The sequence below is a fragment of the Methylobacterium sp. TK26 genome (assembly GCF_055361565.1).
In genome coordinates, this window is record NZ_CM143965.1 from 2192728 (window position 1) to 2212646 (window position 19919).

Below are 19919 nucleotides of genomic sequence, written 5' to 3' on the forward strand. Positions count from 1 at the left end.
TCGGTCGTCCGGCAGCTTCGGCTGAGGGTGGTGAGCGGTCTTCATCTCAGGGTCGGAAAGCGGACCTTGGCTCCGCTCCCGTCATTTGAGAACTCGCTCGTCGGTCAAAGCCCGGATACCGCGGCGTAAGTGCTACGTGAGGTTCAAACCTCCATCGGAGAGCAAGATCTCCCCGGTGAGATAATCCGACGCTGCCAGCAGTGCGACGGCTTGGGCGATGTCCTCCGGCTTGGCAGCCCGGCGCATGGGCGAACGCTCCCGCCACAGCGTCTGGGCGGCCGTCCAACCCGCCGTCAGGGGGGTGTCCACCAAGCCTGGGGCGACGGCATTCACCCGGATGTCCGGGGCCAACGATACGGCGAGCAGACGGGTCATGTGGTTCAACGCCGCCTTCGATGCGGCATAGGGGATCGATGCGCCCTTGGGTCTGACCCCCGCATGCGAACTGACGTTGACGACGCAAGCCGGCCGGCCGCGCCGGGCGGCATCCCGCAAGGCGGTTTCGGCTTCTGTTATGAGGCGGAACGGTGCCACCACGTTGACCTCGTGCAGCTCGTGCCAGATTTCCGGCGAGGCGGCCTTGAGGTCGGCATGGGGGATGACCCTGCTGATACCGGCGTTGTTGACCAGAACATCGAGACGGCCCCAGCGGGCGATAGCCTGCCGCACCAGCCTGACCCTGTCGACGTCATCGGCAAGATCGGCCTGGACATAGGCGGCCTTCCCGAGTTCGGCGGCGAGCGCGTGTCCCGTGCCCACGGAATTGCGCGAGTGCAACACGACCGCGTAGCCATCGCTGGACAGCCGACGCGCTATCGCCGCCCCGATGCCGGAGGTGGACCCGGTCACGAGGGCAACGGGCGGGTCATCATCAAGGGCTTGGTTCAAGGGCTATCCTCCATTCTGCGGCCATGCGGTCTTGGCCCCGATGGTCCAACGCGCAGCGCAGTCGTCGGCGTCGGATGACAGAGTTAGCGCGCCCGGAGGCAGACATTCAGGGCGGCCGCTTTGAAGTCGGAAGCAGGCAAAGAGACGGCGTCCGCTTCCTTGCATCGTCGTCCGAGAGCGGACGGGCAGAAACTCACCGTGTGCGGTCATTCCGCTGGCGACCCAACGCGGCTCGTCGGGGCTTCGCTATAAAGCCCCTGAAGCGGAAATTGCGGTAAGCAGGGATCCAGTCAGCCAACGCGATTGCGAAAGCCTCGGCCGCTGAGATGATCCCAGAGTTCATCGGCCGCAGGGTTGCGGCTGACTGAGGATCGAAACAGCCGGATCTCAATAGGCACGTCGAACTGCTTGGGTCCGGCGCGCACGAGCCGGCCTTGCGCCAGATCTTCGGCCGCCACAGTACCTGGCAGCCACGCGATCCCATGTCCTTCTCGTGCCATCGTCGTGAGCGTTGCCGCGAGATGTGAGGTGAAACTGGTTGCGGTGTAGGTTGGCTCCCCGAGCTTGCAGGCTGCCAGGATGCGGCCGAGCCCTGACGCGGGGCTGTACGCAAGACGGGGAACCGGTTCGTCTGGCGAGCCGGGCAGCGACCATGTTCCGCTTCCGTCCGCCCGAGGGGCACAGAGCGGCATCAAGACATCCTCGCCGACCCGGACGCTCTCGAAGCGCTCGGTTTCGAACCGGATCGGTGCGTCCGAGTGAAAATGACAGAGCAGGAAATGCACTTCCCCGGCGAGCATGATCTGCTCGCAGGCTTCCATGCTATCCGAGACGAGGTTGAGCGTTCCAAAGACTTTGGATCGCATCAGCTCCCGAATCCAGGCAGGGAAGAACGTGAACGACAGGGCATGGGTCGCCGCAATCGACAGGGTGACCGTGTCCCGCGCGTCGATCGCCTGCGTGTCCCGTCGCGCCCGTTCCAACTGACGTATCAGTTCCTGTGCCGCCGGCTGGAAGTGGGCGCCCGCTGGGGTCAGGCTGGCGCCCTGCGTGCTCCGCACGAAAAGCGCCGCCCCAATCCAATCTTCCAGAGCGCGGATACGGCGGCTGAAGGCCGGTTGCGTCACGTTCCGAGCATCGGCGGCACGCGAGAAGGTTCGCTGCTCGGCCAGAGCCAGGAAGTCCTTCAGCCAATCGAGATCCATGTCGATGCCGTTCGCGCATAGGGCGAACCGAACATGGCATTGGCTGTCTAGACGTGTCCAGGCGTAAAGCCTCCATCAAGCTCCCAAGAGAGGAGACGGTCGGCTCGCCGCATCATCGGCGACTCAATGGAGGGTTCGCTGATGAGAATGTGGCTGAGCAGGCTCTACATTCAAGTATTCATCGCCATCATACTCGGCGGTCTGATCGGGTATTTCTTGCCAGACGTGGGCATCACCCTGCAGCCGCTGGCAGACGGCTTCATCAAGCTGATCAAGATGCTTCTCGCGCCGGTCATCTTCGGCACGATTGTCGTCGGCATCGCCAAGATGGGTAACCTCAAGGAGGTCGGTCGGATCGGCGTCCGGGCGCTGATCTACTTCGAGGTCGTCTCGACCCTCGCGCTCGTCATCGGCCTCGTCGTCGTGAACGTCATGCAGCCCGGCGCCGGGATGAACATCGATGCCACGCATATCGATGCCGGCGCCATCGCCGGCTACGCGAAGCGGGCAGAAGCCCAGCCGGGCTTCGTCGGCTTCCTGATGGACATCATCCCGACGACGATAGTGGACGCCTTTGCAAAGGGCGCGATGCTGCAGATCATCCTGATCTCGGTGTTGCTGGGCATCGCCCTGGTCCAGGCGGGGGAGCGCGGCAAGCCGGTTGTCGCAGTCATCGACAGCCTGCTCGACGCGCTGTTCCGCATCGTCGCGATGGTGATGCGCCTGGCTCCAATCGGCGCCGGTGCCGGCGTCGCCTTCACCATCAGCAAGTACGGGTTCGGCACCGTCTGGTCCCTCGCCTACCTGATGCTCGGCGTCTACGCGACCTCGATCCTGTTCGTCGGTGTGGTCCTCGGAGCGGTCTGTGTCTGGACCGGGTTCTCGCTCGTGAAGGTGCTCAGCTACTTCAAGGACGAGATCCTGATCACCTTCGGCACCTGCTCCACCGAGGCCGTCATGCCGCGCATGATGGCCAAGCTGGAAAAGCTCGGCTGCGAGAAGTCGGTGGTCGGCTTGGTGCTGCCCACGGGCTACACCTTCAACGCGGACGGCACCTGCATCTACCTGACCATGGCGGCCATCTTCGTCGCCCAGGCCACGAACACGCCGCTTGGGCTCGGCGACCAGCTCGTCGTCCTCGGCGTACTGCTCCTGACTTCGAAGGGGTCGGCCGGCGTCGCCGGTGCCGGGTTCGTCACCCTCGCCGCGACCCTGTCGAGCATCCACACCGTCCCGGTCGCCGGCCTGGTCCTGCTGCTCGGCGTCGACCGCTTCATGAACGAGGCCCGGGCGGTCACCAACCTGATCGGCAACGCGGTCGCCACCATCGCAGTCGCGAAATGGGAAGGCGCCTTCGACCGCGCCAGGGCCGAGGACGCCTACCGCAACCGGGCATTGGTCGCGGCCGAGGACGTCCTCCCGGACACCGAGGCCGGGCATGCCCTGCCCAGCCCGGTTGCCGTCGCTCACTAGGCCCGGCGGTCCACGCCAGCCCTTCAACCCGACCAAACCTTCATAACCCAGGGAGAACAGCCATGCGTATCGTTGACGTCTGCGAGGTCACCAAGCCGATCTCGTCCCCCATCCGCAATGCCTACATCGACTTCTCGAAGATGACGGCGAGCCTCGTGGCGGTGGTCACCGACGTCGAGCGCGACGGTCGCCGGGTCGTCGGCTACGGCTTCAACTCGAACGGCCGTTACGGCCAGGGCGGCCTGATCCGCGAGCGCTTCAAGAACCGCATCCTGGAGCTGGAGACCAAGGACCAGCTGAACGAGGCCGGCGACAACCTCTGCCCCCATAAGCTGTGGGCGGCGATGATGACCAACGAGAAGCCCGGCGGCCACGGCGAGCGCTCGGTGGCGGTGGGCACCCTCGACATGGCCATCTGGGACGCAACCGCCAAGATCGCCGGCAAGCCGCTGTTCCGGATGCTCGCCGAGCAGAAGGGCGTCGAGGCCAATCCGCGCGTCTTCGTCTACGCGGCCGGCGGCTACTACTACCCGGGCAAGGACGACACCCAGCTGCGCGCCGAGATGCGCGGCTACCTCGACCGCGGCTACAACGTCGTGAAGATGAAGATCGGCGGCGTGCCGATCGACGAGGACCAGCGCCGGATCGAGGCCGTGCTCAAGGAGATCGGCTCCGAGGCCCAGCTCGCCGTCGACGTGAACGGCCGCTTCAACCTCGAACAGGGCATCGCCTACGCCAAGATGCTGCGCCAGTACCCGCTGTTCTGGTACGAGGAGATCGGCGACCCGCTCGACTACGCCCTCCAGGCCGCCATCTCCGAGTTCTATCCGGGCCCGATGGCCACTGGTGAAAACCTGTTCTCGCACCAGGACGCGCGCAACCTGCTCCGCTACGGCGGCATGCGGCCGGACCGGGACTACCTGCAGTTCGACTGCGCCCTGTCCTACGGCCTGGTCGAGTACCTGCGCACCCTCGACGTGCTGCACCAGTTCGGCTGGTCGCCCTCCCGCTGCATCCCGCACGGCGGCCACCAGATGTCGCTCAACATCGCGGCCGGCCTCGGGCTCGGCGGCAACGAGAGCTACCCGGACCTGTTCCAGCCCTACGGGGGTTTCCCGGACGGCGTGAAGGTCCAGGACGGCCACATCGTGATGCCCGAGTTGCCGGGCATCGGCTTCGAGGGCAAGTCCGACCTGATCAAGGTCATGCGCGAACTCGCAGAGTAAGCGGATCCGACCGGGCGGCATCCCCAACGACCGCCCGGTCCCGTTCCCTGATCCATGCGTCGATGTTCATTCGTGAGATCGCACCGGCAGACGTCATTGACCGATGACGAGTGGGCCGTCCTGAGCGCTCTGACCGACGATTTCGTGAGTACGTCGGTCATCAAGATCCGGGCGGGTATCCCCAGCACCGAGCGGAACACCCGGGCTTTGAGTGCCTGCCTCGCGCTGGAGAGAAGGAGTTTGGTTGAGCGCGCCGGCTCCGGTCGGCGCTCGACGTTGCGCTGGCGTCGACGATCAAAAAGCCCTTAGCCGTTCAAGCCAACGTCTGGTTTCAATGGTAATCGGCTCAGGCGCAGATAGACCGAAATCAACCGTGAGCAGTTCTTTCGCACTCGGCCCACCCCAGTCTTGCAAGCCCCGCGTCGATGCTCCCCAAAAGCGGTCATGAGTTAGCCGTCCGGCGACTTCGCTTCGGGATGGAAAGCTAAGTTCAAAGCTGATTGGACTGAACTCAAGGTCTATTATTTTGGCGATAATAATTCACGTATCATATTACCAGCTGGAATGCGGTTAGGTATCCTTAAGAAAATTGTCTGTTCTATCTTTTATGGTCTGTTGAGAATGAATACAAAAAGACAAAAGGCGGCGGCATACCGGCTATATCTACCGATAAGTCATATCATGCCTGCGGTGTCATACTCGCCAATTTTTGACGTCGCGATTAAATAAGAAATTTAATCAATAGCCTTTGGACTAATGATGGTTCGTGCTTTCCGCAATTGTCCGCTGCCGTCTTAAACCAAATGGGCAGCTATCCACCCCACCCGGCCGTTCATCCGTGTCCCTCGATCAGGCCGGACTTTGCAAAAGTCAAAATACCCGTTCACTTATTATAAAACGGCAAATCTAATATACCTCGTATTAGATTAAAATTCATATTTCATATTTATGAAAAATTTTTCAGGGGGATTAGAATTGTATTACATCAAAAAATTTGGAGGTTACAAATAACTAAATATTTTTACGAAGGCGACGAGGCGGCTGATAGATGCTAGCTGGAACGTTGAAACAATAGATGCGGCGAGACCGAGGCTGTTTTCTTCGACCCGGCCACAACACTCTCTCGCAGCAGTTCTCGTTTGCCTCTGATGAGTCCATCGCGCAAACGTGACGGCATCGCCGACATTGCGAACGACTATGTGGTTATTATGCCACAATCATTCCAACAATGTTACAATGTTGCATGCACCCGTTGACGACGATGGCGTTCATGGCGAGTATCGATCGGCCAAGGTTCTTCGGGTTTCGACCCGGAGCTAAGACGGGAATTCGGTGAGCTTCTTGAAGCAAAGCCGAAGCTGCCCCCGCAACTGTTAGCGGCGAGCGTTCGCCACCGATGACCACTGGTGCTTGCACTGGGAAGGTCCGGCGGGGGCTTTGACCCGTGAGCCAGGAGACCTGCCTTCGGCATGTTGACGTCTCTCGGGCGGGGTGCCCGACGGAGCGTGCCGTGTCGCCGTCTCGGAGGCGACGCGGCCCGTATTCCCGTCGCCCCCGCTCGGCAACAGCGAGTGTGTGGTGGCGACCTCTCAACGTCCGTCCCTGAGCGAACCCGGACGAATCACGCAGCGTTCGGCGCGGGCTTCGCGGGCCCGGCGTCGCAATCAGCGCCTCGCCTTCGCTGCGGTGCTCTCGACCGGCCTTCCCATCGAGGATGTGCGTGCGCAGGAAAGTGTGACGCTGGAGGAACTCTCGGTCGAGCAGGTCGGCGAGGGCACCGCCCGCACGACGGCGACCGGGCGCGGGACCATCGGCCTGATCGGCCCAACGCCGGGCTACGGAGCAGGTACGGCCGTCAGCGCGACGCGCACCGCCACCCCGCAGATCGACGTGCCGGTGGCCGTCTCCGTGGCACCGCGGGAGGCGATCACCGACATCGCCGCCACCCGCGTAGACCGGGTGTTCAATTATCTGCCCGGGGTCGCCCAGCAGAACAATTTCGGTGGTCTGTCGATCTTTAGTTACGCGATCCGCGGCGTGACCACCTCGGAGATCTACAAGAATGGTTTTCCCCTCAACCGCGGTACGCCGCCCCCGCCCGACGCGCAGAACATCGAGCGCATCGAGGTTCTGAAAGGCCCCGGCGCGGCCCTGTTCGGGCGCAGCGATCCCGGCGGCCTCGTTAATCTCATCACCAAGCAGCCCACCGCCGAGCGGTTCGTCGAGTTCGGCAACCAAGTCGATTCGTTCGGCCTGACCCGGGGCACCATCGATGCCGGCGGCGCCCTGAACGAGGATGGGACGGTCCTCTATCGCTTCAACCTCGCGGCGCAGGGGGCGGGCAGCTTCCGCGACTTCGTAGACAGCGACCGCCTGCTCGTGGCTCCGGTGGTGAGTTGGCAGGTGACGCCCGACACGCGCATCACGGTCGAGGCCGAGTTCGTGAAGAACCGCATCGTCTTCGACCGCGGCGTGATCGCGATCAACCGGCAGCTCGGATTCCTGCCGCTCTCGCGCTTCCTCGGTGAGCCCGGTCAAAGCACTGTCCAGAACAACAACTCGCTGCAGGTCCGCGTCGATCACCGCTTCGATGAGAACTGGCAGATGCGGCTCGCCGCCTACTTCAACACCGGCGATCTGGAGGGCGAATCAGCCGAGATCCGGGCCATCGCCGCCAACAACCGTACCGTCTCGCGCGACCGGAACATGCGCGACTACCGCTGGGACGTGGCGGTCGGTCAGGCCGACCTGATTGGGCGGTTCGACACCGGCGGCATCGGCCACACGCTCCTCCTCGGCATGGACCGGGAGAGCACCGACAGCCGCGTCCTCTATCTGCGCTCGAACTTCCGCACGAGCCCCTTATCCCTCGACATCTACTCGCCGGTCTACGGGCAGGCGCTGCCGCCGATCACCATTCCGCGCAATAACATCGAGCGCATCACCAATACCGGCCTCTACGCCCAGGACGAGATCGTCCTGAGCCCGGAATGGCGGGCTCTGGTCGGCGTGAGGCTCGACATCTTCGAGCAGTCCTTCCGGGAGCGCATCCCGCGCAGCCAAGTGGACCAGGCACACGTGGCGGCCTCGCCCCGGGCGGGCCTCGTCTACCGGCCGCTTCCCGAGCTCGCCTTCTTCACCAATGTCGGCACGAGCTTCCGGCCCAATATCGGGCCGGACGCCGCCGCCGTGACGCGCGGAACGGCGCTGCCGCCCGAGACCGGCCTCGGCTACGAGGTCGGCGCCAAGTCGGAGCTGTTCGGCGGCAACCTGCTCCTCACCGCCGCCGCCTTCCATGTGGAGCGGGAGAACGTGCTAACGCCCGATCCGGCGAATTCCGGGTTCTCGCTCGCGGCGGGCGCCGTGCGCAGCCAGGGCTTCGAGTTGACGGCCCAGGGGCAGATCACGCCGGAGCTGAAGCTGCTCGCCGGCTACGTCTACGCCGATGCGAGAGTGACCAAGGACAACGTGCTGCCCGTGGGCGCGCCCCTCGTCAACGTGCCCCGCCATTCCGGCAGCCTGCTCGCGGTCTACGAACCGGGGGGCGAGTGGCGCGGCTTCGGGATCGGCGGCGGCGTGCGGGGCGTCGGCGAGCGGGCGGGCGACGCGGCCGGAACCGGCTTCACCCTCCCGGGCTTCATCGCGGTCGATGCGCTGACCTATTACAAGTTCGGCAATGCCCGCGTCGCGCTCAACGTCGAGAACATCTTCGATACCGCGTATTACGAGAGCTCCCTGAACGTCTTCCGCGTCTATCCGGGCTCGCCCCGGCGGATCACCGGCTCCATCACGGTGCGCTTCTGATGGCGGCGGGGACGGACGAGCCCTTGCTGGCGTTGCGGGGCGTGACGAAGCGCTTCGGCACCAGGACCGCCCTCGACGGTCTCCACCTCACCTTGCGGGCGGGGGAGGTCTACGCCTTGCTCGGCCCCAACGGCGCGGGCAAGACGACCACGATCAACCTGATCCTCGGCTTCCTGAAGGCCGAGGCGGGGGACGTCCTCGTGGGCGGGATTGACGCTGCGGCGTCTCCCGTCGCCGCCCGCGCGCTGACGACCTACATCCCGGAACAGGTCGCCCTGTATCCGGGGCAGACCGGCGTAGAGAATCTCCGCTACTTCGCGACCCTTGCGGGCCTCGCCGTCGGCCGGGCGGAGGCCGAAGGCCATCTCGCCACGGCGGGCCTGCCGATGGAGGCGTGGTCGAGGCCCGCCTCCGGCTACTCGAAGGGGATGCGCCAGAAGGTCGGCATCGCCATCGCCCTGGCGCGGAAGACCCGGCTGCTGTTGCTCGACGAGCCGACCTGGCCTCGATCCGTCGGCCTCCGCCGCCTTCTCCGGCACGGTGCGGGATGCGGCGGCGCGAGGCACGGCGGTGCTGATGGCGACGCACGACCTCTACCGGGTGCGCGAGATGGCGGATCGCGTCGGCGTGCTGTCGCAGGGGCGCATCGCCGAGGAGATCGACCCGAAGGCGCTCGATCACCTCGCGCTCGAACGGCTCTACAACGCGCAACTTTCCGGAGCGACACCGTGAGCCGCGTCGGCGCGGAACGACGGTGCTGCACGTCACACGCCGCCCCCCGATGCCGATCCACGACGACCAGATCCGGCTGGGCTCCCACGGCTATGGGCGCGACACCGAGCGGGAGGGGCGGCGCGAAAGGGCGCTGCCGAGGGAGGGGACCCGTGCTGTCGCGGCCTGAACACCTCCATCACTTTCCGACCCTGACCGGGATCCGGCCTCCCCGCGCGGCGGTCGCCTTCGGCTGGATCATCGGCATCGGGACCATCCTCGCAATCCTGGCCCTGCTGTACGTGCCCTGGGTGCAAACCTCGGCCGGGACCGGGCGCGTCATCGCGCCGAACCCTGCCGATCGGGTCCAGACGGTCACGGCCCTGGTTCAGGGGCGGGTGGAGCACTGGTACGTCGAGGATGGCCAGCAGGTCCGCGCCGGGGATCCCATCGCCCGTCTCGTCGACAACGATCCGTTCCTGCTCAAGCGTCTCGCCGCCGAGCGGGAGCAGATCGAGGCCGAGATCGCGGCCGCCGATCAGGCGGTGAAGGTGGCGGAGAGTCAGGTCAGCCAGACGCGCGAGGCCGCCGAGAAGGGCTTCGTGACCCGGCGCAACTTCGAGGCCGCCCAGATCCGCGTGGCGGAGCAGCGCGCGAAACTGGCCGAGGCCAAGGCCAAGCTCAGCCGCCTCGACGTGACCGTGAACCGCCAATCGGCGCAGCTCGTGCGGGCTCCGAGGGGCGGCCGCATCCTGCACATCGACGCCGCCGCCGCCGGTACGCTGGTGAACGCAGGCGACACCCTGGCCACCCTCGCCCCGCACGCTCCGGAACGCGTCGTCGAACTGATGGTCGACGGACGGGACGTCGCTCTGATCCGGGTCGGCCAGAGCGTGCGCCTCGCCTTCGAGGGCTGGCCGGCGATCCAGTTCAGCGGCTGGCCCTCGGTGGCCCACGGCATGTTCGACGGGCGGGTGCGAGCCGTCGACCCATCGGCCCAGCCGACCGGCCTCTTTCGCGTGCTGGTCGAGCAGGATTCCGGCCAGACCAAATGGCCGGACGTCGACTATATCCCGCTCGGCGCCAAGGCGCGGGGCTGGATCCGAATGGAGACCGTCCCGCTCGGTTACGAGTTGTGGCGCGTGCTGAACAACTTCCCTCTGGAGTTTTCGAAGACGCCTCGAATGTCGAACTGAGCAATCGAAGCGATAGATGTCGTCGCCGTCTGGGCTGAGATAAACAGTCCTTCGTGGAGTTGGTGCTCGGCGACGCGAGGGAAAATCCCACGGGCGCGTGTTTTTTCCGGTGCGGCGGGGGTTAATTTTTCCTTACTTACGCGCGTCGCCGTGCATGATGCCAGGAACGGCCACCGTTCACGAGGCCGGGCACAATCGAACCGAAGCTCCACGTTCGGGATGCGTTCGATGGGCAATCGATCAGGGGCCACTTCGCACACGACGTCACGCCCGCGCATTCCCGTGCCGGGCCCGGCCCTCTCGCGGGGCCGGACCTCGAACGTCCGTGCGACGCTGCCCCCGCTGCCCTCGTAGCAATCTCCGAAGGTCGAGCCGGCACGCCGGGCTTCGACGCCTGTCCCAAGGTTTTTCCCCTTTCGCCGGGGCGCCCAAGCGGCGCGCCCCGCCCCCCTGCCATGGGCAATGGAGACGATCATGTCCGTCACGTTCACGGTCGACGCCAACGACCTCCGCCACATCCTCGATCAGATCCGGATCGCGGAGGAGTTCACGGCCCCTGGCAATACGCGCACCCTGCAGGAGATCATCGGTCCCGACGCGGCGCTGCAGCCGTTCGGCCTGCGCGCGGTGGACGGCAGCAACAACAACCTCCTGCCGGGTCAAAGTCTTCTCGGGGCGGCGGACCAGCCGTTCCCCCGGCTCCTGTCAGCGCAGTACACCACGGGCACCGGCTCGTTCGGCAACCTGACAAACAACGACTATTCCACGTCCGGCACAATCATCGACACCAGCATCCGGACGGCCAGCAATCTCATCTCGGACATGAGCCCGCACAACCCGGCGGCCGTCGCCGCCTGGTTCGCGAACCCGATCGCGCAGACGGTCTATGCCGATGCCCATGGCGGCGCGGCGCCGCCCGCAGGCTACATCCCGACTGCCGCCGAGCTGACCTTCATCCCGAACCAGTCGCCGGATATCGGCCTCTCGCCGCCGTTCAACGGCTGGATGACCCTGTTCGGGCAGTTCTTCGACCACGGCCTCGACCTCGTCACCAAGGGCGGCAACGGCTCCGTCATCGTGCCCCTGATGCCCGACGACCCGCTGATCGCCGGTGCCGACGGCACCTTCGGCACGGCGGACGATCTGCCCGAGGCCCAGCGCTTCATGACGCTGACCCGCGCCACCACGGTGGTCGGCCCCGGCGCCGACGGCGTCGTCGGCACGGCGGACGACACCCGCGAGGCGGTCAACACCACGACGCCGTGGATCGACCAGAACCAGACCTACACCTCGCATCCCTCGCACCAGGTCTTCCTGCGCGAGTACGTCCGCCTCGACACGACCCCGGACGACGGCATCGTCAATCCGGTCACGCTCGCGACCGGCCACCTGCTGAACGGCGGCGCGGACGGCAGGGCCATCGCCAACTGGGCCGAGGTGAAGGCGCAGGCCAAGGCGATGCTCGGCATCGAGCTGGTCGACGCGGACATCCACAACGTCCCCGTCCTGATGACCGACCCCTACGGCCGGTTCATCCCCGGCCCGAACGGCTACGCGCAGATGCTGATGCAGCCGGACGGGACCCACGCAACCATCTGGTTCAAGGAGGGGACCGCCGCGGGCATTCTCACCACCGGCGCCGTCATGACCGGCCACGCCTTCCTCGACGACATCGCCAACACCGCCGATCCCTTGGTGAGGGGGCAGCTCGTTGCGGCGGATGGCGATTCTGACATCGGCAACGCCATCCCCGTCGGAGCCGACGGCCGGCGGCCGACCTACGACAACGAGTTGCTCGACAGTCACTTCATCACCGGCGATGGGCGCGGCAACGAGAATATCGGCCTCACGGCCGTGCACACCATCTTCCACTCGGAGCACAACCGGCTCGTCGAGGCCAACAAGGCGACGATCCTGGCCTCCGGCGACCTCGCCTTCGTCAACGAGTGGTTGCGGGTCGAGGTCGCCGCGCTGCCGACGACACCGGAACAGGCCGCCGCCCTGCAATGGGACGGCGAGCGCTTGTTCCAGGCGGCGAAGTTCGTGACCGAGATGCAGTACCAGCACCTCGTGTTCGAGGAGTTCGCCCGGACGGTCCAGCCGAACGTCGATCCGTTCGTCTTCACCAACAGTGCCGACCTCAACCCCGCCATCACGGCCGAATTCGCGCATGTCGTCTACCGGTTCGGGCACTCGATGCTCGGCGAAACCATCGACCGACTCGGCTTCGACATGCAGCCGGTCGATGCCGACCCGAACGCGGACGGCAACCAGGAACTCGGCCTGATCGAGGCGTTCCTGAACCCGCTCGCCTTCACGGCCAGCGGCGTCGACACGGACGCGGCGGCGGGCGCGATCATCCGGGGCATGACCCGCCAGATCGGCAACGAGATCGATGAGTTCGTGGTCGATACCCTGCGCAACAACCTGCTCGGGCTCCCCCTCGACCTCCCCGTCCTCAACATGGCGCGGGCGCGGGAGCAGGGCGTGCCGTCGCTGAACGAGGCCCGTGCCGAATTCTACGCGATGACTTCGGACGCGAAACTCAAGCCCTACACGAGCTGGGTCGACTTCGCGCAGAACATCAAGAACCCCGCCTCGGTCATCAATTTTATCGCAGCCTATGGTGACCATCCCCTGGTCGCGCAGGAAACGACGCTGGTGGGTAAGCGCGCGGCAGCGACTGCGCTGGTCTTCGGCACCACGGTCGTTGTGCCCGACAATCCCGCAACGCCCGGCAACGACGCGCATACCATCCAGGCGCCGGGGAACCGCCTCGATTTCCTCAACGGCACCGGCGCGTGGAACGCCGCCAATTCCGGCCTGAACGACATCGATTTCTGGATCGGCGGCCTCGCCGAGGAGAAGATGGAATTCGGCGGAATGCTGGGCAACACCTTCAACTTCGTCTTCGAGACGCAGATGGAGAACCTGCAGAACGGCGACCGCTTCTACTATCTCAGCCGCACCCAGGGCATGAACCTCCTGAATGAGTTGGAGGCCAACACCTTCTCGGCGCTCGTCCAGCGCAACACCGACCTCGGCTCCGAGGGGGCCTCTCACCTCAACGGCTCGCTGTTCGGACGGGCCGACCACATCCTCGAACTCAACCAGTCCAAGCAGATCGGGGAGGACCCGACCCAGGAGGACCCGCTTCTCGCGCTCATCGATCCGAAGGTCGTGCGCGTGGCACCGGGGGCCGATGTCGATGGCGACGGACGCGCCGACGGGGGCATGCTCAAGTTCAGCGGCGGCGAGCACGTCGTGCTCGGAGGCACCGAGGGCAACGATCGCCTGATCGGCGACAAGGGCATCGACACCCTCTGGGGCGACGGCGGCGACGACTACCTCAACGGCGGCATGGAATCCGATCAGATCTTCGGCGGCGACGGCGACGACGTCATCGAGGACCCGTTCGGCGACGAGTTCATCCGGGGCGGCGAGGGCAACGACGCCATCTCCGGCGGGCCGGGGCTCGACATCCTGTTCGGGGGCGGCGGCAAGGACTTCATCACGCACTCGACGGATACGGTCGAGGTCTTCGCCGGGCGCGGCGACGACTTCGTCCTCGGCGGCAGCGCCGCCGACGCCCTGATGGGCAACGAGGGCGATGACTGGATCGAGGGTGGCGAAGGGTTCGACAGTCTCTCGGGCGAGAACTCGCAGCTGTTCTTCAACAGCATCATCATCGGCCACGACGTCCTCGACGGACAAGGCAATGACACCGATTACGACGGCGAGTCCGGCGACGATATCATGGTCCAGGGCCCCGGCATCCAGCGCAACAACGGGATGCTCGGCTTCGATTGGGTCATCCAGAAGGGCGACCCGAACGACGGGGAGATCGACCTCGGCATATCCCGCTTCCTGACCCAGCCTGCCCTCACCCTCCGCGACCGGAACGATTCCGTCGAGGCGGCCTCCGGCTGGAAGCACGACGACACGCTGATCGGGACAGAGCAACCGACAGGGGCGGTCGGCGATCCGGCGGGCGGCATCGTCGGTGGCCCCCCGACCGACAGCATGCTGCTGTCGCAGAACGTCGCCCTGATCGACGGGCTCGAAGCCCTTCTGAAGCTGACACCCGCCGCGCTCCGGGGACAGACGGTCGGCGGCGGCGCGACGCCCTTCGCCGCCCTCGCACCGGACACGACGGTGTTCGACCCGCAGAACGGCGGTGACATCCTGCTCGGCGGCGCCGGCAGCGACACCTTCACCGGCAGGGCCGGCAACGACATCATCGACGGCGACCGGTGGCTCAACGTGCGGATCAGCATCCGCAACGCCGCCGGCACCGAGATCGCGACCGCCGACAGCCTCGCGGGCAAGATGTTCACGACGCCCGCCGGCCTCGCGAGCGGGAACGGGCCCCTCTATCTCGACGGGATCACCCTGAAGGAGGCCCTGATGACGAGGGCCGTCAATCCGGGCCAGCTCAACATCGTCCGCGAGATCGTCGATGCCGGCCAGGGGACCGATATCGACACGGCGGTCTTCTCCGACGTGCGGGCCAACTACACGATCACCGACCTCGGCGACGGTAGCCTTCGCGTCGACCATACCGGGTTCGTCGCCCGTGCCGTCGGACGGTTCTCGGATGGGGTGGACACGCTCCACAACATCGAGAGGCTTCAATTCGCCGACGGCACGGTCGACACCCAGCTGGTCCTCGACCAGCCGTTCCAACGGCTCAACATCGTGGCGGCGAACGGCGACGTCGGCGTCTTCACTGCCGCCTTCACCGGTTTGGACGCCACTCGCCCGGTGACGGTGCAATGGCAGGTCCTCGATGCCAACGGCGCCTGGCGCAACGTCGGCCCGGCGGATGGGGCCGTCCGCAACGCGCCTGGGGGGGCCCCGGGGGACCGCTTCGCGCCGGCCAACCCGGACGTCGAAATCCGCGTCGTCGCGAACTGGACGAGCACGCTCCCCGGGGTGACGCTGCCGCAGCAAACGCTGTCCGTCGAAACGGCCCTTGTCGGGACCGCCGGTGACGACGACCTCGCCGGCTCGACATCCTCGAACCTGATCCTGGGCCTCGCAGGCGACGACAGGATCCGGGGCGATGAGGGCAACGACGTCATCGACGGCGGCGACGGCGACGACCGGATCGACGGAGGGGACGGCGACGACGACCTCCGCGGCAACGACGGCGACGATATCCTCGTCGGCCGGTTGGGCGACAACACGCTCTCGGGCGGGACGGGCGACGACCAGCTCTCGGGAGGCCACGGAAACGATACCATCGACGGCAATGCCGGCACGGATACCGCGCTCGTCGTCGGCCCTGTCGCGGCCTACGCGTTCGAGCGCACGGGTGCCGTCATCACCGTGACCGACAACCTCGGCGCGGATGGCGACGGGCGCGATACCCTGACGGGCGTCGAATTCCTCCAGGACGGGGATGCCGACGTCTACGCCATCGGCGCGGCAGGGACGACCGGGGCCGACATCGTGGTCGGGACCGGCGCGGCGAACACGCTCGCCGGCGGTGCCGGGGACGACCTCATCTTCGCGGGCGGCGGGACCGATACGGTCACGTGGGGGCCGGGAGATGGACGCGACTTCATCGACGGTGGCGCCGGCACCGACACGATCCGGCTGAACGGCGGGGCCGCGACGGAGACGTTCCGCATCTATTCGCGCTCGGCGTGGATCGGCGTGGCGGGGAACGATGCGGCCGACCTCAACCTCAACACCGAGATCGTGGTGACGCGCAACGGCACGGGCGTCGCGAGCATCGTCGCGGAAATCGACAACGTCGAGGAGATCCGCGTCAACACCCTTCAAGTCACGTCGCCCGGCGGAGCCGCCGGGGGTGCGAGCGGCGGTGACGCCATCCAGGTGATCGGCGACTTCACCCAGACGAGCCTCAACTTCAACACCATCACCATCGACGGCACCGGGGGCGACGACACCGTCGACATCGCCGGCCTCGCCTCGGCCCACCGCATCGTGTTCCGTTCCAACGGCGGCACCGACACGATCGTGGGCGTCCTGCGCCCGCAGGACGTGATCGAACTGGCACCGGGCACGACCCGAGCCGACTACACCGAGACCCATGCCAACGGCATGACCACGCTCACCCACGGCTCGCACAGCATCACCTTCGCAGGCACGGGGACGCCGGCGTTCGGCACGACGCCCGCTCCGGGCGGCGGCGGCGGAGGGGCCGGCACGGCGGGCGGGTTCACGCTGACCGCCACGGACCTCGCCGGCCTCAAGGGCCTCGTCACCGGACAGCTGGTCGGGGCAGACGACGATGCCGAGGGCGCGGCCGGCGTCCGCAACCTGTCGGGGGCCGGAAACAACCTCGACAACCCGGAATACGGGGCGGCGGAGCAGCCTTTCATCCGGCTGACGGAGGCGCATTACGGCGCATACGATCCGGCGACGAACAACAACGCCGTCAATCCGATTTTCGCCGGGCTCGACGCGCGCGCCATCAGCAACGTGCTTGGCACGCAGGAAGCCAACCTTCCGCACCAAGCCGACGGCGCGAACATCTTCTTCATGGCCTTCGGGCAGTATTTCGACCACGGCCTCGACTTCCTGCCGAAATCGTCCGCCAACGGCATCGTCGAGATCGGTGGCCCGGGCTCCGTCCGCAGCCCGACCAGCGACAACCCGGTCGACCTGACCCGCGGCGCGGTCGCCTCCCTCGATGCGAACGGGGTGCCGCAGCACCTCAACAAGACCTCGCCCTTCGTCGACCAGAACCAGGCCTACGGCTCGCATGAACTCGTGGGCCAGTTCCTGCGGAACAGCGACGGGCAGCAGGGCGTGGGCGCCCATCTGCTGGCGGGCGCGCCGGACCCGTCCAACCCTTCCTTCAACCTGCTGCCGACGCTGCGCGCCCTGATCCAGCACCACTGGGACGCGAACACGATCTTCCACGATCCGTCGCTGCCCGGCGGCGCGATCAGCTTCCGCGACTACTATTCGAGCTACGTCGTGGCGGGTCAGCCGGCGAAATCCCTGATCGACCCGGCGACCGGGGCCTTCGACGCCGGAATCGTCAAGGCCCTGGCCGACGACTTCATGGGCAGCGGCAACGCGCTGCTCCTGGACACCAATCCCTTCGTCAACCTCCTCGACCACTACGTGGCCGGCGACGGTCGGGCGAACGAGAACGTCTCCCTCACGGCCATGCACACGATCTGGGCGCGGAACCACAACTTCCACGTCGAGAACCTGCTGCAGGCGGGCTTCGAGGGCACGGACGAGGAGGTCTTCCAGGCCGCCAAGATGATCAACGAGGCGGAGTATCAGCGGGTCGTCTTCACCGAGTTCGCCGACCATCTCATCGGCGGGATGAAGGGCAACGGCAGCCACGGCGCCGCCGGCTACGACCCGTCCGTCGATGCCCGCATCTCGGAGGAGTTCGCTTCGGCGGTCTACCGCGTGGGCCATTCGCTGATCGGCCAGAGCCTCACCGTGATCGGCGCGGACGGACAACCCCAGCAGGTCGCGCTGGTCGATGCGTTCCTGAACCCCACGAACGCGGCCGGCGCCTTCACGGGGGCCCTGCCTCCCGGCTACGTGCCGCAGCCGGGCTACGCCCAGCTCGGGGCGAACGCCATCCTTGCCGGCGTGGCGACGCAGGCGGCCGAGGAGGTGGACTTCAACATCGTGGACGCGGTGCGCAACGATCTCGTGCGCATCAACGCCGACCTCTTCGCCTTCAACGTGGCGCGGGGACGGGATGTCGGGCTCGGCACGCTGAACCAGATCCGCGCCGACCTGAAGGCGTCGAGCGACCCCTACGTCCGGGAAGCCGTCGGCTTTGCCGGCAACCTCGACCCCTACGCGTCCTGGGCCGACTTCCAGGCCCGCAACGGTCTGAGCGATACGGTCATCGCACAGTTCAAGCAGGCCTACCCGGATCTCGTCCTCGCGACCGCTTCGGAACAGGCGGCCTTCGCGGCGGCGAACCCGGACATCGTCCAGCATGACGGGCCGAACGGGGCCAAGATCGTCTCGGGCATCGATCGGGTCGATCTCTGGGTCGGCGGCCTCGCCGAGACGCACATCAACGACGGCATGGTCGGCCAGACCTTCTGGGTCGTGCTGCACGAGCAGTTCGACCGCCTGCAGGAGGGCGACCGGTTCTACTACCTCGAACGCTTCGACAACTTCGACTTCTACCAGAACATCGTCGATGGCCAGAACTTCACCGACATCGTCGTGCGCAACACCGGCCTGACCGGACTGTCGGAGGACATCTTCACCGTCAGCGACGAGGACGGGCCGGCCGGCGACGGGACCGGAGTCGACCCGGGCACGGGCGACGGCGGATCCCCTGGCGACAACGACAACGACAATGACGACAACGAAGATGACGACGACGAGACCGAGGGTGAGGGCACCGGATCCGGTTCCGACGGAGGCACGTCGGGCGGGGGCGACGACGACGACGAGACCGAGTCCGGCGGCGGGACCGGCAGCGGACCGACGCAAGGGGATCCACCCGGCGGAACGGTGACTCCGCCCCCAGGTTCATCCGCTCCGACCGTGATGACGGGGACGATCCAGGACGACGTGCTGGTCGGCACCTCCGGCGCCGACACCGTTCTCGGCCTCACGGGTGACGACAACATCCTCGCCGGCGACGGCGCCGATGTGGTCAGGGCCGGGGACGGCAATGATTTCGTCGATGCGGGCGAGGGCCGCGACCTCGTGTTCGGCGGCTCCGGCGACGACGACATCCTCGCCGGAGGCGGCGCGGACATGGTGTACGGCGACGCCGGGGCCGACCGGATCCTCGCGGGTGACGGCAACGACCTCGTGACGGCGGGGGCCGGGAACGACCACGTCATCGGCGGCGGGGGCGACGACCTCCTCGTCGCGGAGGTGGACGACGGCAACGACACCTACTGGGGCGACGAGGTCGGCGGCGGAACCGGCGTCGATACCCTCGACATGTCGGCCATCACGGCGAACATCACCGCCAACCTCGGTACGGGGCTGGCCGGGCGCGGCAGCGCCGCCAGCGCTCAATCCGGCTCCGATACCCTTTGGGGCATCGAGAATATCGTGACCGGGTCGGGCAACGACGACATCACCGCGAGTGACGCCGTCAACGTGATGGACGGCGGGCTCGGCGCCGACGTGTACCGCTTCCAGACTGCGTCGGCGGCCAACGGCGACACCATCGCGAGCTTCGAGCCCGGCGACAAGGTGGACCTCAGCGCCATCGACGCAAACCAGGGCGCGGCCGGTGATCAGGCCTTCACCCTCGCAACGGGGGCGGCCTTCACCGGGGTGGGGCAACTGCTGATCACCCATGAGCAACGCGCCGACGGGGAGTACACCGTCGTGGCTGGGAACACGGCGGGCGACGCGGCGCCCGAATTCAAGTTCGGCATCAAGGGTGCCCCTGCGGCCACCGCCGCGGACTTCACGCTGTGACGGAC

8 protein-coding genes, 1 pseudogene and 1 riboswitch are annotated in these 19919 nt (G+C 66.4%); of the genes and pseudogenes, 7 read left to right on the forward strand and 2 right to left on the reverse strand.

Annotated features, from left to right (window positions below; translation table 11 throughout):
- Positions 1-132 precede the first annotated feature (132 nt).
- Positions 133-888, reverse strand: coding sequence for an SDR family NAD(P)-dependent oxidoreductase (locus ACXJ1Y_RS10570; protein WP_463849962.1), 756 nt, complete (start codon positions 886-888; stop codon positions 133-135).
- 290 nt (positions 889-1178) lie between these two features.
- The gene (locus ACXJ1Y_RS10575) at positions 1179-2093 is read right to left on the reverse strand and encodes a LysR family transcriptional regulator (RefSeq protein ID WP_463849963.1); all 915 of its coding nucleotides are present in this window, start codon (positions 2091-2093) and stop codon (positions 1179-1181) included.
- Between the two features lie 141 nt (positions 2094-2234).
- Between ACXJ1Y_RS10575 and dctA the strand changes: the two genes are divergently transcribed.
- The 7 genes and pseudogenes from dctA (at position 2235) to ACXJ1Y_RS10610 (ending at position 19914) form a co-directional block, all read left to right on the forward strand.
- Positions 2235-3566, forward strand: a complete 1332-nt coding sequence (gene dctA / locus ACXJ1Y_RS10580; RefSeq protein ID WP_463850089.1) for a C4-dicarboxylate transporter DctA — start codon at positions 2235-2237, stop codon at positions 3564-3566.
- A gap of 62 nt (positions 3567-3628) precedes the next feature.
- Complete coding sequence (locus ACXJ1Y_RS10585; protein ID WP_463849964.1) at positions 3629-4792, forward strand: mandelate racemase/muconate lactonizing enzyme family protein; 1164 nt, start codon at positions 3629-3631, stop codon at positions 4790-4792.
- 1274 nt (positions 4793-6066) lie between these two features.
- A riboswitch (cobalamin riboswitch) is annotated at positions 6067-6273 on the forward strand.
- Between the two features lie 205 nt (positions 6274-6478).
- Positions 6479-8596, forward strand: coding sequence for a TonB-dependent siderophore receptor (locus tag ACXJ1Y_RS10590; RefSeq protein ID WP_463850090.1), 2118 nt, complete (start codon positions 6479-6481; stop codon positions 8594-8596).
- Positions 8596-9036: pseudogene (locus ACXJ1Y_RS10595) on the forward strand (ATP-binding cassette domain-containing protein); the annotation flags it as partial. The gene ACXJ1Y_RS10590 and the pseudogene ACXJ1Y_RS10595, both read left to right, overlap by 1 nt.
- A 136-nt stretch (positions 9037-9172) precedes the next feature.
- The gene (locus ACXJ1Y_RS10600; RefSeq protein ID WP_463850203.1) at positions 9173-9328 is read left to right on the forward strand and encodes a hypothetical protein; all 156 of its coding nucleotides are present in this window, start codon (positions 9173-9175) and stop codon (positions 9326-9328) included.
- A 152-nt stretch (positions 9329-9480) separates the two neighbouring features.
- A complete protein-coding gene (locus ACXJ1Y_RS10605) occupies positions 9481-10503 on the forward strand; it encodes an efflux RND transporter periplasmic adaptor subunit (RefSeq protein ID WP_463850091.1) in 1023 nt (340 codons plus the stop codon).
- A 474-nt stretch (positions 10504-10977) separates the two neighbouring features.
- A complete protein-coding gene (locus tag ACXJ1Y_RS10610) occupies positions 10978-19914 on the forward strand; it encodes a peroxidase family protein (protein ID WP_463849965.1) in 8937 nt (2978 codons plus the stop codon).
- Positions 19915-19919: the final 5 nt, after the last annotated feature.

What these genes read in the sequence shown, in the direction of transcription:
- ACXJ1Y_RS10585 (WP_463849964.1), top strand. Translation starts at nt 3,629, where the DNA reads ATGCGTATCGTTGACGTCTGCGAGGTCACCAAGCCGATCTCGTCCCCC.
- ACXJ1Y_RS10575 (WP_463849963.1), bottom strand. Translation starts at nt 2,093, where the DNA reads ATGGATCTCGATTGGCTGAAGGACTTCCTGGCTCTGGCCGAGCAGCGA.
- ACXJ1Y_RS10610 (WP_463849965.1), top strand. Translation starts at nt 10,978, where the DNA reads ATGTCCGTCACGTTCACGGTCGACGCCAACGACCTCCGCCACATCCTC.
- ACXJ1Y_RS10600 (WP_463850203.1), top strand. Translation starts at nt 9,173, where the DNA reads ATGGCGACGCACGACCTCTACCGGGTGCGCGAGATGGCGGATCGCGTC.
- dctA (WP_463850089.1), top strand. Translation starts at nt 2,235, where the DNA reads ATGAGAATGTGGCTGAGCAGGCTCTACATTCAAGTATTCATCGCCATC.